This window comes from Streptomyces sp. NPDC028308, from assembly GCF_055565855.1.
On the sequence record NZ_JBVHTO010000004.1, the window covers coordinates 381,745 to 394,121 of the forward strand.

Sequence of the window (12,377 nt, forward strand, 5' to 3'; positions counted from 1 at the left end):
AGAAGGCGGCGGTGGAGGAGGGGGCTCAGCCGGTCGTGGTCGCCGTCGTCCGGGTGGCCACGACCATCCGGCAGCGAGGGCTCCCGTCGCGCCTGCGGCCGAACTCGGGCAGGGCGTGGAGTTCCACCGCGAAGCCCGCCCGCTCCAGCTCCCGCCGCACCTCGCCCAGCCGGAACGTCCGGTAGTACATGACGAACGCCGGGCGCCGGACGGCGTTGCGCACTCGCATCACCGCGTCGAACCCGAGCAGCGCCCAGTACCAGGGCGAGCTCGGCGGGGCGGGGGCGGCGACGGGGAACGCGAAACGTCCGCCCGGCCGCAGCACGGAGTGCACCCCGGCGAAGAGGCCCGGCAGCTCCCGGGGCAGGAAGTGGCCGAACGCCCCGAAACTGACGACCAGATCGAAGGCCGGCCCGAAGGGCAGCGCCCGCGCGTCGCCCCGCACCCAGGACACCCGCGACGAACCGCCGTGCCGCTCCCGGGCGACGGCCAGCATCCCGGCGCTGATGTCGACCCCGGTCACGTCCTGTTGGCACAGCCCGCGCAGCACACCCACGCCGGCTCCGGTGCCGCAGCAGAGGTCGAGCCCGCTGCCGAAGGGGCCGAGCGGGGCGAGGGCACGCGCCACGGAGTCGAGGATCGCGTCGGGCGTCCGGAACGGGGTGCGGTCGAACTTCGGCGCGAGCAGGTCGTAGCCGTGCTCGACCGAGGAGAGGGCCTGAACGGCCAGTTCGCGCAGGGTCGGACCGTCGGGAGTGAACATCGCGTGCAGCTTACGACGCACGCGCCCCGCCCACACCGCGGACGGGAATCCGACGTACGTCCCTCCCTCCTCCTCCCGTGGACTCGGCATCTCACTCGACGGGCCGGCACTCCCTCAACCGCCACTCCAGGAAACGACGTTCGGCCGCGTTCTCCACCAGCTCCAGGGCCTCGTCGTACGCCCGGGCCGCCTCCGCCGTACGCCCCATGCGGCGCAGCAGGTCGGCGCGGGTGGCGGGAAGCAGGTGGTAGCCGTCGAGTTCGCCCGTCTTTTCCAGTTCGGCCACCAGGGCGAGGCCCTGCCCGGGTCCCTCGGCCATGCCCACGGCAACCGCCCGGTTCAGCCGCACCACGGCGGACGGGACGCGGCGTGCCAGTTCCGCGTACAGGGCCGCGATGTCGGCCCAGTCCGTCTCCCCCGCCGTGGCCGCGGTGGTGTGGCAGGCGGCGATGGCGGCCTGGATCTGGTAGGGCCCGGGCCGCCCGCGGCGCAGCGCGGTCTCGACGAGCGCCGCCCCCTCCTCGATCGCCGCCCGGTCCCAGGCCCCGCGGTCCTGGTCCTCCAGCGTCACCAGGGCGCCCGTCGCGTCGACCCGGGTACCGCGCCGCGAGTCGTGCAGGAGCAGCAGCGCCAGCAGACCGAGGACCTCGGGCTCGTCGGGCATCAGCCGGGCGAGGACGCGGGCGAGCCGCAGGGCCTCCGCGCACAGGTCCGTGCGCACCAGGTCGGTCCCGGACGTGGCGGCGTACCCCTCGTTGAAGAGCAGGTAGACGACCCCGAGGACGCCCGTGGTGCGTTCCGGCAGCAGGTGCGCGGGCGGTACGCGGTACGGGATGCCGGCGTTGCGGATCTTGCGTTTGGCGCGCACGAGGCGCTGGGCCATCGTCGCCTCGGGAACCAGGAAGGCGCGGGCGATCTCGGGCGTGGTCAGCCCGGCGAGCGTACGGAGCGTCAGCGCCACCCGCGCCTCGACGGGCAGCGCGGGATGGCAGCACGTGAAGATCAGCCGCAGCCGGTCGTCCTCCACGCCGCCGTCCTCGTCGGGGTCGCGGGGTCCCTCGTCCCGGACGGACATCGCCACCTCCCGCAGCTTCCGTACCCCGACCGCCTCCCGGCGCAGCACGTCCAGGGCCCGGTGGCGGGCGGTCGTGGTCAGCCAGGCGCCCGGGCGGCGCGGGACCCCGTCGCGCCGCCACCGGTCCAGCGCCTGCGCGAAGGCGTCCTGCGCGCACTCCTCGGCGAGGTCCCAGTCGCCGGTCACCCGGATCAGGGTGGCGACGACCTGGCCCCATTCCTCGCGGAAGGCGGTCGCGACCGCCTCCTCGACGCCGTTCACTCCCAGACCGGCCGCACCTCCACCGAACCACCGCTCCGCGCGGCGGGATGGCACGCGGCGAGCGCGACGGCCTCGTCGAGATCGGCGACCTCGATCAGGTCGAAGCCGGCGATGTGCTGCGGGGACTCCACGAACGGCCCGTCGCCGATCAGCACCTCGCCGTCGCGGACGCGCACCGAGGTGGCGTCGGCGGGCGGTCTCAGACGGGCGCCGCCCCTGACCACCTCACGGCCGCGCGCGTCCCCGATGTACGAGGCGAGACGCGGGTCGTCGGCGCTCTCCCGCGGGCCGGGTTCGCCGTCGCCGGGGGCGCAGACGAACAGCACGTACCTCACGGCCGGACGCCCGCGTCGAAGGGCACGGAGGAGTGCTGGTGGACGATCTGCCAGCGGTCCCCGGCGGCACGGTAGCCGGTGGTCACCCGCAGCACGCTGTCCAGCGGTTCGCCGGTGGTCCGCGCGGCCCGCACCCGCACCAGCGCGTGGCTGAACGCGACGCTCTCGTCGACCCGGACGCGGAATTCGAGAACCTCCCGGTCCACGGGCCCGGCGACCGTCGAGAACCACCACTCCTCGGCCTTGCGCAGGGCGTCCACGCCGCGCTCCTCCAGCCCGCTCATGGGGTGGAACACCTCGACGTCCGGCGCGTAGCAGGCCATCGCCCGGTCGAGGTCCCGTTCGCGGGCCGCGTGGGTGAGTTCCGCGTCGATCCGCCGGATCTCCCCCACGGCGTCCTCGTCCTCCCAGAACGCCCGCACCTCCAGGGCGCCGACGGTCGCGACGGGGTGCCCGGCGGCCACGCGTACGGCCTCCTCCATGCTGTCGCACTCGAGGATGTCGTACCCGGCCACGTACTCCTTGGTCTCCGCGAACGGCCCGTCGGTGCGCAGCACTTCACCGTCGCGCACCCGTACGGTGACCGCGTCGGCGGGCGCCTGGAGCCGGTGGCCGTGGAGGCGGACGCCGCGCTCGGCGCCGTGCTCCTCGACCCAGGGTTCGACGGGGGCCATGCCGGAGGCGTCGGCGGTGTCGTCGCCGCAGACCAGCAGCATGTACTTCATGGTTCCTCCATGTGTTCACGGGTCCTGACACCCCACCGACGAACGGACCGGCGCCGGATCGACACATCCCTCCCACGAATTTCTCCGGGCTGGGCGTGAGGGGCTCAGATCCGCACGGGCAGCGCGCGCACGCTGTTCCCGACGAAGCTGGCGGGCCGCGGGAGTTCCTCCTCCGGCACGGCGAGGGCGAGGTCCGGGAAGCGGGTGAACAGCCGCTCCAGGGCGATGGTCGCCTCCATCCGGGCCAGCGGGGCGCCCAGACAGTAGTGCGCCCCGTGCCCGAGGGAGAGGTTCCGTACGGCGCCGGGCCTGCGGGAGCGGGTCACGTCGAACCGGTCGGCGTCCTCCCCGTGCGCGGCGGGGTCGCGTCCGGCGGCCGAGTACCCGGCGAGGACCGGGGTGCCGGCGGGGATCAGCGTGCCGTCGACGGTCAGGTCCCGCACCGGGTAGCGGAACGGGAAGTAGCTGACCGGCGCGTCCCAGCGGAGGGTCTCGTCGACGACGTCCGCCCAGCTCGCGTCCCCGCGCCTGACGGTCTCCAGCTGGTCGCGGTGGCCGCACAGCGCGCGCACCGCGTTGGTGACCAGGTTCAGGGTGGTCTCGTGCCCGGCGATGATCATCAGCACGAGCGTGCCGATGAGTTCCTGCCCGCTCAGCCGGCCGCCGTCCTCGTCGCGGGCCGCGATCAGCGCGCTGGTGAGGTCGTCCCCCGGCCGCTCGGCCCGCGCGGCCGCCACGGCACTCAGCACCTCCACCAGTTCCCGGTTCGCGGCGAGGGCCTCCTGCGGCCCGATGTCGGTGGCCACCACCTGATTCGACAGGTGGTGCAGCCGGTCCCGGAACTCGGTGTCCACACCGAGGAGTTCACCGATGACCCCCATCGGCAGCGGCAGCGCGAAGTGCCGTCGCAGGTCGGCGACGCCGCCCTCCGCGGCGGCGGCCCGTCGCAGGTCGTCCAGCAGCCGCTCGGTCAACTCCTCGATTCGCGGGCGCAGTTCCTCGATCCGGCGGGGAGTGAAGGCCTTGCTGACGAGTGAACGGAGCCGCCGGTGGTCCTCGCCGTCCGCGGTCGTCATGCCCGGGACCGTGGCGAAGGTCATCAGCGGCCAGCCTTCGGCTATCCGCCCTTCGCGCAGGGCCGTGAAGTGCCGGGCGTTCTTGGCCACTTCGGGGTGCGCCAGGAAATCCCTGAGCGCGTCGTGTCCGAGCACGGCCATGCCCTCGACCCCGCCGGGCAGGACGACCGGCGCGACGGCACCCCGCGCCAGCAGACGCGCGTTGGCGGGGTGCGGGCAGCCACCGGCCGCGTTCATGGTGTGCGGCACGCCGGACGTGGTCTCCACCCAGATCTCCTGACTGACACGCGGAGTTCGGACCGTGCGAGGGCCGATTCTGCCCGCTCGCGGCGCGGCGCGCAGCGGGTCGGCGGAGGAAGAACGCGCGGGGGCCGACCTCGGCCGGAACCCGTCCGCGAGTCCCGCTCGCCCGACGGCGTCGATGGGGTCGACGGGGACAACGGAGTCGACGGGGCAACGGGGGCAACGGCCTGGCGCGCGCCATGCGGCCATGCAGGTCACGCGGACCATCCGGGCCACGCTGTCATGCGGCCCTACCGTCGCGCGGCTCGCCCGCCGCGCCGGGGTCGTGCCGCATCCCTTCCCGGGCCTGCGCGACATCCCGAGATGCCCGAGATCGAGCCGACCGCCCACACCCACCCTGACCTGCGGAAGGACCGAGAAGACAACGGCAAGACACAGCCGTTGCGTCACCCTCTTCCCCGCCGCTTCTCCGCCCAGCTCCCCTTCTGTGGTACCTTGTCATCAGCACTTGTGTACGCCCCGCTCGGGGCGCCGGTGCTGACTCCCTCTCATTCAGCTGTGGCGCCCGTCCCGCACGGACCGGCGATTCCCGGCTTCGCGGCACCACCTCCTGCACATGAGCACGGCCCTGACGTACTTCGTCGCTCCGGCCGTCCGCTGCACCCGTGGTGATGCCTTCCCGCCGCACGAGGCGTGCACGAATCCGCCTCGCCGGCCCTCCCCCTCCCCTTCCTCATGACCTCGTGAAACCGTCCTGGAAAGGACCCCGCATGACCATCACACTCGAACACCCCCAGGTGAAGAAGCAGCTCCCGACCCAGGCCACCGGTGTCCTCGACATCGCGCACAACGGGCAGGGGTACCTGCGCCGGGCGAGCTGCGAGCCCACACCGTCCGACGTCCAGGTCCCCGCCGCGCTGATCCGCCGTCACGGCCTGCGCAGGGGCGACACCGTCGAGGGCGTACGCGGCGCCTCCCGCGCCCTCACCGAGGTACGGCTGATCAACGGCCGTACGCCCCAAGAGCTGCGGCACCGCCCGCACTTCCGGGACCTCACCCCGCTGCACCCCCGTGAGCGGCTGCGCCTCGAACACCCGGGGAGCGCCCTCACCGGACGGGTCGTCGACCTCCTGGCGCCCGTCGGCAAGGGACAGCGCGGCCTGATCGTCGCGCCGCCCAAGACGGGCAAGACGGTGCTGCTCCAGCAGATCGCCGCGGCCGTCGCGGGCAACCATCCCGAATGCCACCTCATGGTGGTGCTGCTCGACGAGCGGCCCGAGGAGGTGACCGACATGCGGCGCTCGGTGCGCGGCGAGGTCTTCGCCTCGACCTTCGACCGGACGCCCAAGGAGCACATCGCGCTCGCCGAACTCGTCGTGGAGCGGGCCAAGCGGCTCGTCGAGGCCGGCCAGGACGTCGTCATACTCCTGGATTCCCTGACCCGGCTGTGCCGCGCGCACAACAACGCGGCCGCCGCCGGTGGCCGGACCCTCAGCGGAGGCGTCGACGCCTCCGCACTCCAGGGGCCCAAGCAGCTTTTCGGCGCCGCACGCCTGGCCGAGGAGGGCGGCTCCCTCACCATCCTCGCCACGGCCCTGGTCGAGACCGGGTCCCGGGCGGACGACTTCTTCTTCGAGGAGCTCAAGGGCACCGGCAACATGGAGCTGCGCCTGGACAGGACCCTCGCCTCCCGGCGCGTCTTCCCGGCCGTGGACATCGTCCCGTCCGGTACCCGGCGCGAGGAACTCCTGCTCCCCGCACCTGAGTTGACAGCCGTACGAGGACTGCGCCGCGCCCTCGGGACCCGGGACGGCCAGGCGAACCTCGAAACCCTCCTGGAGCGGCTGCGGGCCACGCCCGACAACGCCACGTTCCTGCGCCGGATCCAGCCGACGCTGCCCGCCGCCTGAGGCCCACCGTGCGGCATCCGGGTGCTGGATCCCCGTGGCCCGGCCCTGGCACCCCGTCGGACGGCGCGAGCATTCCTACGTTGATCATATGACCATCGGATTCTCATCCCGCGTCGCCATCGCGTGCTCCGTCGTCTGTGCGGTCGGACTGCCGGCCCTCGCGCCGGGCTCCGCCGCCGCCCGCGTCGGGACGGACCCGGGGGCGGCGAGACCCACGGCCTCGCGGTCGCCGTCGTTGCACAGCCCCGGGACCCAGGTCCTGCCGCGCGCCGGGGCGCCCGCCCTTCCCGAGGTCTCCGCGCTCTCGTGGCTGGTGGCGGACGCCCGCACCGGCGAGGTCCTCGCCGGGCACGACGCGCACCGGCCCCTGCCGCCCGCCAGCACCCTCAAGATGCTCTTCGCCCTCACCGTGCTGCCCGTCCTGCCCGGAGGCGTCCAGCACACCGTCAAGGGGGCGGACCTGGCCGGGATCGGCGACGGCAGCAGCCGGGTCGGGGTCGCCGAGGGGCACACCTACCGCGTCGCCGACCTGTGGCGCGGCGTCTTCCTGAACTCGGGCAACGACGCCGTGCACGTCCTCGCCGCGATGAACGGCGGCTGGGAGTCGACCGCGGTCCAGATGCAGGCCAGGGCCCGCGCGCTCGGCGCCCTCGACACCCGGGTCGTCTCCCCCGACGGCTACGACGCGCCCGGCCAGGTCTCGTCGGCGTACGACCTCGCCGTGTTCGGCCGGGCCGGGCTGCGCAACCCGGACTTCGCGCGCTACTGCGCCACCGTGCGGGCGAAGTTCCCCGCCGGGGGCTGGTCCTACGACATCCAGAACACCAACCGCCTGCTCACGGGCGCGGACGGGGTCGCCCCGTACCCGGGTCTGATCGGCGTGAAGAACGGCTACACCACCAACGCGGGCAGCACGCTCGTGGCCGCGGCGCACCGGGGCGGGCGCACCCTCGTCGTCACCGTGATGAACCCCCGGGCGGGCGGCCCCCACGCCGTGTACGAGGAGGCCCGCTCCCTGCTCGACTGGGGCTTCGCCGCGGCCGACCGGGTCACCCCGGTCGGCACCCTCGTACCGTCCCGCGCCACCCCGGCCGCCTCGTCGCCTCCGGCCACCGCCGACGCGTCGTCTCCCGCCCCGGCGACGGCGCAGGCCGGCCCCGCCGCGGCGTCCCCGGCCTCCGACGGTTCCGACGACGGCGGCTGGTGGGACACGGTGGCGATCGTCGGCGCGGCGGTGGTGGGCGCGGGAGCGGTGGCCCTGGCCCTACGCCGCAGACCCCACGCCCCGGGCCGCTGACCCGGCGGGCGGAACACCCGAAAGGTCGCGGCACCGCCGGGGTGACCTGCCCTCGGTCCTCACCCCTGCCGACGGCGACGGGCCCAGCGCCGGTCGTCCGGAGTCGACGGGATCCGCCAACGAGCCCGGAGGACTCCGTCGTCGGTCAGAACACCGACAACCCCGTCAGTGTCGTGAAGCGGTCCAGGGCCGCGACGCCCGCCACCGAGTTGCCCCGTTCGTCCAGTCCCGGGCTCCAGACGCACAGCGTGCAGCGGCCCGGTACGACCGCGATGATGCCGCCGCCGACACCGCTCTTGCCGGGCAGCCCGACGCGGTAGGCGAAGTCCCCCGCCGCGTCGTACGTGCCGCAGGTCAGCATGACCGCGTTCACCTGCTTGGCCTGGCTGCGGGTCAGCAGCCGGGAGCCGTCGGCGCGGACGCCGTGTCTGGCGAGGAAACCCGTGGCCAGCGCGAGGTCGGCGCAGGACGCCTCGACCGAGCACTGCCGGAAGTACTGCTCCAGGAGCACGGGCACGGGGTTGCCGATGTTGCCGTAGGACGCCATGAAGTGACCGAGCGCCGCGTTGCGGTCCCCGTTCGCGGCCTCGGAGGCGGCGACGTCGGCGTCGAAGGTGAGGTCCCGGTTGCCGCTCTCCTCGCGCAGGAAGTCCAGCAGTACGCCCGCCGCGTCACCGGTCCGGGTCTGCAACCGGTCGGTGACGACGAGCGCGCCCGCGTTGATGAACGGATTGCGCGGGATGCCGTTCTCGTACTCCAGCTGCACCAGGGAGTTGAAGGGGTTGCCGGACGGCTCGCGGCCGACGTGCTCCCACAGCTCGTCGCCCTCACGGGCCAGGTCGAGCGCCAGCGTGAAGACCTTGGTGATGGACTGCGTGGAGAACGGCTGCCGCCAGTCCCCCACTCCGTACACCGTGCCGTCCAGCTCCGCGACGGCCATGCCGAAGCTGCGCGGATCGCAGGCGGCCAGCGCCGGGATGTAGTCGGCGGGCCGCCCCCGGCCGGGCCGCTGCGCGATCTCGGAGGCGACGCGTTCCAGGACCGGCAGGAAGGTGAGGGAGGACGAGGGCACGGACATGATCGCCATTGTGCCGCGCGCCCCGCGACCTGGCTCGTCCCCCGGGCACGCATCGCGCCTTCAGGCTCGTCCGCCGGGCGCACCGTCGTCCTCCAGTTCGTCCCGCAGGCGCGCACCGTCGCGCTCTCAACCTCGTCCCAGGGACGCGCTCTCCGCCGCCCCGTCCGGCTCTTCCCCGGGGCTCGTACCGTCCCCGGAGTCAGAGCACCCCCGCGCCCAGCAGCCCGAACAGCAGCAGGCCCACGGCGATCCGGTAGATCACGAAGGCGTTGAAGGAGTGCTTGGCGACGAACTTCAGGAGCCAGGCGATGGAGCCGTACGCCACCACGAAGGAGACGACCGTCCCGGCCACGAGCGGGGCGGCGCCGACCCCCGCGCCCAGGGCGTCCTTGAGCTCGTACAGTCCCGCGCCGGTCAGCGCCGGGATGCCGAGGAAGAAGGAGAGCCGGGTGGCTGCGACCCGGTCCAGGTCGAGGAGGAGCGCGGTCGACATGGTGGCGCCGGAGCGGGAGAACCCCGGGAAGAGCAGGGCGAGGATCTGCGAGCTGCCGACCAGCATCGCGTCCTTGAAGGAGGTGTCGTCCTCCCCTCGCTTGTGCCGCCCCATCTGGTCCGCCGCCCACATGACCCCGCTGCCCGCGATCAGGGAGCCGGCGACCACCCACAGCGAGGCCAGCGGCCCCTCGATGAGCGGCTTGGCGGCCAGGCCCACGACGACGATGGGGATGGTCGCGTAGATGACCCACCAGGCGAACTTGTAGTCGTGCGAGTGGCGCTGCTCGGGGTCGCGCAGCCCGCGGCCCCAGGCGGAGACGATCCGGACGATGTCCTTGAAGAAGTACACGAGCACGGCGGCGATCGCGCCGACCTGGATGACGGCCGAGAACCCGACGACGGCGTCGTCGTCGACGGGAATGCCCATCAGGCCCTCGGTGATCTTCAGGTGGCCGGTGGAGGAGACGGGCAGGAACTCGGTCACCCCCTCGACGGCTCCGAGGACGACGGCCTGACCGACGCTGATGACGCTCATGGGATCCAGTTCTGCTCAGGGGCGGAGTGCGGCGGCCCCAGTCTTACTACACGGACGTGAGCGTCTTCGGCCATCTGCGGGGGCCCGGCGGCTACGTCCACCACGCTTCGGCGAGGGCGACCCCGGCGAACGCGGCCCCCAGGCCGGTGACCACACTCGCCACGACGTTGACGGCCGCGTACCCGCGGGCACCGCCCTCGGCCAGCCGCAGGGTCTCGTAGGAGAAGGTCGAGTACGTGGTCAGCGCGCCGCACAGACCGGTGCCGAGGAGCAGCTGGAGGTGCGACGTCGCGGCGCCCGCGGCGGCGGCGCCGGTCAGCAGGCCGAGGACGAGACAGCCGACGACGTTCACCGTGAAGGTGCCCCAGGGGAAGACGCTGTCGTGCCGCGCCTGCACCGCGCGGTCGGTCAGATAGCGCAGCGGCGCACCGACGACCGCGCCCGCGACGACGAGCACCCAGTTCACAACGACCTCTTACCTTTCCTCGCCCGTTTCGCCCGCTTGACGGGTTTCGTCCGTCCGGCCCGCGTACCGGACGACCTCGCAGTCGTCGAGGATCACGAGCCCTTCGCTGACGAGTTCGTCGAGTTGCGGCAGGAAGCCGCGGACGCGGTCCTCGCTGTCCACGATCACGATCGCGACGGGCAGGTCCTCGCTGAGGGAGAGCAGCCGGGAGGTGTGGATCAGGGAGGAGGCGCCGTAGCCCTCGATGCCCCGGAAGACGCTCGCGCCCGCCAGCCCGGCGGCGCGGGCGCGGTGCACGATCTCGGAGTAGAGCGGCCTGCGGTGCCAGGTGTCGTTCTCGCCGATGAGGATGGTCACCCGCAGCGCGCGGCCCGTCAGCCTCGTCATGTCCGCCTCCGCTCCAGGACCCGGCGTGTCCCCGCCGCGGCGAGCCACACCGCCGCGAGCGCCGCGCAGAGGGTCGCGGCGAGGTAGGCGAACCCCGTCCGGATGTGGCCGGTGTCGACCAGTCTCTGGATGTCGACGGCGTACGTCGAGAAGGTGGTGAAGCCGCCGAGGACACCGGTGCCGAAGAAGGGGCGCACCAGCCGGTGGGCCGCCCACACGTCGGTGATCACCACCATGAAGACGCCGATCACGGCGCAGCCGGTCACGTTCACCCCGAACGTCGCCCAGGGAAAGCCGCCGGTGCGGGTGGGCCACAGCAGCGAGACCGCGTACCGGGCGGTGGCGCCGACGCCACCGCCGAGGGCGACCACGGCCACGACCGGGGCCTGGCCTCGCCACGGCGAGGGCCGGAGTGCGGGCGCGGGCAGGGTGACGTCGGGACCGGTGGAGCCGGGGAGGCCCGGACCGGTGGACGCGTCCAGCCGGTCGGGGTGCGGCACTGTCATGGGGCGCTTCTCCTCCTCGCCGGGACCCGGCGGGTCCTGCGTCCGCGCGCTCCGGCCGCGTGCGCACCGGCGCGGGCGGGAGCCGTCGGCGGCACCCGTGCCGCGCTCCGGGGCGGTGCGCACCGCCGCCGCGCGCCGCGGGTGAAGATCACGAACGGTGAACAGCGTAACGCCGGGGGCGCGGGCGGCGCATGCGGGTCAGTCGGCGGCGGGCGGCTCGCAGACGGCGACGCCCCTCTCCCACAGGCTGCCGAGGACCAGCAGGCCGTCGGCCTCGCACACACTGGTGACCATGCGGAAGCCGGAGTGGCGGCGTTCCAGGTGGTGCACGAAGCGGCCGTGGTCGTCGACGGCGAGGACGCCCGCGAACCCGGGCGGGCGGAAGGGGGCGCGCACCGCGGACCGGGCCGCCGCGCGCCGTACGGCGGGGCCGCGCCGGTGCAGGAGTTCCAGGGCGGGGATGCGCGGGCCGGCCAGCGCCACCCAGATGAGGCCGCCGGGACCGCGCCAGATGTTGTCCGGCTGCCCGGGGAGACCGGCGGCGAAGGTCGCGGCCCGACCGGCGTCCGGTCCGGTGAGCCCGTAGCGGGTGAGGCCGTTCCTGCCGGTCTCCGCGAGGACCAGGAACGACTCGTCGGCGGCCGCCGCGACTCCGTTGGCGAACTGGAGGCCGTCGAGCAGGACTTCCGGCTCCTTGTCGCCCGGCGTGAGGCGCAGCAGGCGTCCGGTTCCGGTGTGCTCGACCAGGTCGCCGATCCACTGCTCCAGCGGGTGGCTGCGGCTGGAGACGGTGAAGTAGAGGGTGCCGTCGGAGAGTGCGGTCACGTTGCTGCAGAAGCGGAGCGCCTCGCCGTCCACCGAGTCGGCGAGGACGCGTACGGTCCCGTCGCCGAGGGTCACACGCAGCAGGCCCCGGTGGGCGTCGCACACCAACAGGTCGCCGTCCGGGAGCAGTTCGAGCCCCAGTGGCCGCCCGCCGGTACGTGCCAGCACCTCGACTCGAGCCTCACCCGGGCCGGCGAGGCCGTCCAGGCGCAGGATGCGGCCGTCCTCGTCGCCGGTCAGCACCCGGCCCCTGTCGTCGGCGACCACGTCCTCCGGACCCCGGCCCCCGATCCCGACGTACCGGCGGGGCGTGAGCGCGGCGGGGCGGCCGGTGTCCTGCGACTGGGTCATACGCCTGTTCCGATCGTCGTGGCGGCCGGCCGCGCGGTGCGGCCCGTAC

General features: G+C 73.7%; 12 protein-coding genes and 1 pseudogene. 2 read left to right on the forward strand and 11 right to left on the reverse strand.

All coding sequences use genetic code 11. The features are described from left to right. Nucleotides 1-25: 25 nt before the first annotated feature. The 5 genes from ACZ4VA_RS11900 to ACZ4VA_RS11920 form a co-directional block, all read right to left on the reverse strand. Nucleotides 26-763: a class I SAM-dependent methyltransferase gene (locus ACZ4VA_RS11900; RefSeq protein ID WP_355787523.1), complete on the reverse strand. Its 738-nt coding sequence runs from the start codon at nt 761-763 to the stop codon at nt 26-28. Between the two features lie 91 nt (nt 764-854). Then, nucleotides 855-2,105, reverse strand: coding sequence for an RNA polymerase sigma factor (locus tag ACZ4VA_RS11905; protein WP_468081122.1), 1,251 nt, complete (start codon nt 2,103-2,105; stop codon nt 855-857). Beyond that, nucleotides 2,096-2,434 (reverse strand): YciI family protein, encoded by a 339-nt coding sequence (locus tag ACZ4VA_RS11910; protein WP_389389249.1) that lies wholly within the window; start codon nt 2,432-2,434, stop codon nt 2,096-2,098. Before ACZ4VA_RS11910 ends, ACZ4VA_RS11905 begins: the two co-directional genes overlap by 10 nt. Next, nucleotides 2,431-3,159, reverse strand: a complete 729-nt coding sequence (locus tag ACZ4VA_RS11915; protein WP_356238385.1) for a nuclear transport factor 2 family protein — start codon at nt 3,157-3,159, stop codon at nt 2,431-2,433. Before ACZ4VA_RS11915 ends, ACZ4VA_RS11910 begins: the two co-directional genes overlap by 4 nt. Before the next feature lie 104 nt (nt 3,160-3,263). Further along, nucleotides 3,264-4,472, reverse strand: a complete 1,209-nt coding sequence (locus ACZ4VA_RS11920) for a cytochrome P450 family protein (protein ID WP_468081124.1) — start codon at nt 4,470-4,472, stop codon at nt 3,264-3,266. A 677-nt stretch (nt 4,473-5,149) separates the two neighbouring features. On the opposite strand from ACZ4VA_RS11920, the gene rho reads away from it, so the two are divergent. Next, complete coding sequence (rho, locus tag ACZ4VA_RS11925) at nt 5,150-6,388, forward strand: transcription termination factor Rho (protein ID WP_452920567.1); 1,239 nt, start codon at nt 5,150-5,152, stop codon at nt 6,386-6,388. Nucleotides 6,389-6,476: 88 nt separating this feature from the next. After that, nucleotides 6,477-7,685, forward strand: a complete 1,209-nt coding sequence (locus tag ACZ4VA_RS11930) for a D-alanyl-D-alanine carboxypeptidase family protein (RefSeq protein ID WP_468081025.1) — start codon at nt 6,477-6,479, stop codon at nt 7,683-7,685. Nucleotides 7,686-7,830: 145 nt separating this feature from the next. Here the strand turns inward: ACZ4VA_RS11930 and ACZ4VA_RS11935 are convergent, their stop codons facing one another. The 6 genes and pseudogenes from ACZ4VA_RS11935 to ACZ4VA_RS11960 form a co-directional block, all read right to left on the reverse strand. Next, on the reverse strand, nt 7,831-8,772 hold the full coding sequence (locus ACZ4VA_RS11935; RefSeq protein ID WP_389389246.1) for a glutaminase: 942 nt from the start codon (nt 8,770-8,772) through the stop codon (nt 7,831-7,833). A gap of 190 nt (nt 8,773-8,962) precedes the next feature. Beyond that, a complete protein-coding gene (locus ACZ4VA_RS11940; RefSeq protein WP_356165601.1) occupies nt 8,963-9,793 on the reverse strand; it encodes an undecaprenyl-diphosphate phosphatase in 831 nt (276 codons plus the stop codon). A gap of 91 nt (nt 9,794-9,884) precedes the next feature. Next, entirely contained in the window at nt 9,885-10,259 is a 375-nt protein-coding gene (crcB, locus tag ACZ4VA_RS11945; RefSeq protein ID WP_356165604.1) for a fluoride efflux transporter CrcB, read from the reverse strand. Continuing rightward, a pseudogene (locus tag ACZ4VA_RS11950) lies at nt 10,256-10,646 on the reverse strand (DUF190 domain-containing protein). Before ACZ4VA_RS11950 ends, crcB (ACZ4VA_RS11945) begins: the two are co-directional and overlap by 4 nt. Beyond that, on the reverse strand, nt 10,643-11,152 hold the full coding sequence (gene crcB / locus ACZ4VA_RS11955) for a fluoride efflux transporter CrcB (protein ID WP_356165608.1): 510 nt from the start codon (nt 11,150-11,152) through the stop codon (nt 10,643-10,645). Before crcB (ACZ4VA_RS11955) ends, ACZ4VA_RS11950 begins: the two are co-directional and overlap by 4 nt. 198 nt (nt 11,153-11,350) lie before the next feature. Beyond that, the gene (locus ACZ4VA_RS11960) at nt 11,351-12,328 is read right to left on the reverse strand and encodes an SMP-30/gluconolactonase/LRE family protein (protein WP_356165611.1); all 978 of its coding nucleotides are present in this window, start codon (nt 12,326-12,328) and stop codon (nt 11,351-11,353) included. Nucleotides 12,329-12,377: the final 49 nt, after the last annotated feature.

Coding starts and splice junctions, on each gene's coding strand:
- ACZ4VA_RS11930 (WP_468081025.1), top strand. CDS start 6,477: ATGACCATCGGATTCTCATCCCGCGTCGCCATCGCGTGCTCCGTCGTC.
- ACZ4VA_RS11935 (WP_389389246.1), bottom strand. CDS start 8,772: ATGGCGATCATGTCCGTGCCCTCGTCCTCCCTCACCTTCCTGCCGGTC.
- crcB (WP_356165608.1), bottom strand. CDS start 11,152: ATGACAGTGCCGCACCCCGACCGGCTGGACGCGTCCACCGGTCCGGGC.
- ACZ4VA_RS11960 (WP_356165611.1), bottom strand. CDS start 12,328: ATGACCCAGTCGCAGGACACCGGCCGCCCCGCCGCGCTCACGCCCCGC.
- ACZ4VA_RS11900 (WP_355787523.1), bottom strand. CDS start 763: ATGTTCACTCCCGACGGTCCGACCCTGCGCGAACTGGCCGTTCAGGCC.
- rho (WP_452920567.1), top strand. CDS start 5,150: ATGCCTTCCCGCCGCACGAGGCGTGCACGAATCCGCCTCGCCGGCCCT.
- ACZ4VA_RS11915 (WP_356238385.1), bottom strand. CDS start 3,159: ATGAAGTACATGCTGCTGGTCTGCGGCGACGACACCGCCGACGCCTCC.
- ACZ4VA_RS11940 (WP_356165601.1), bottom strand. CDS start 9,793: ATGAGCGTCATCAGCGTCGGTCAGGCCGTCGTCCTCGGAGCCGTCGAG.
- ACZ4VA_RS11920 (WP_468081124.1), bottom strand. CDS start 4,472: ATGAACGCGGCCGGTGGCTGCCCGCACCCCGCCAACGCGCGTCTGCTG.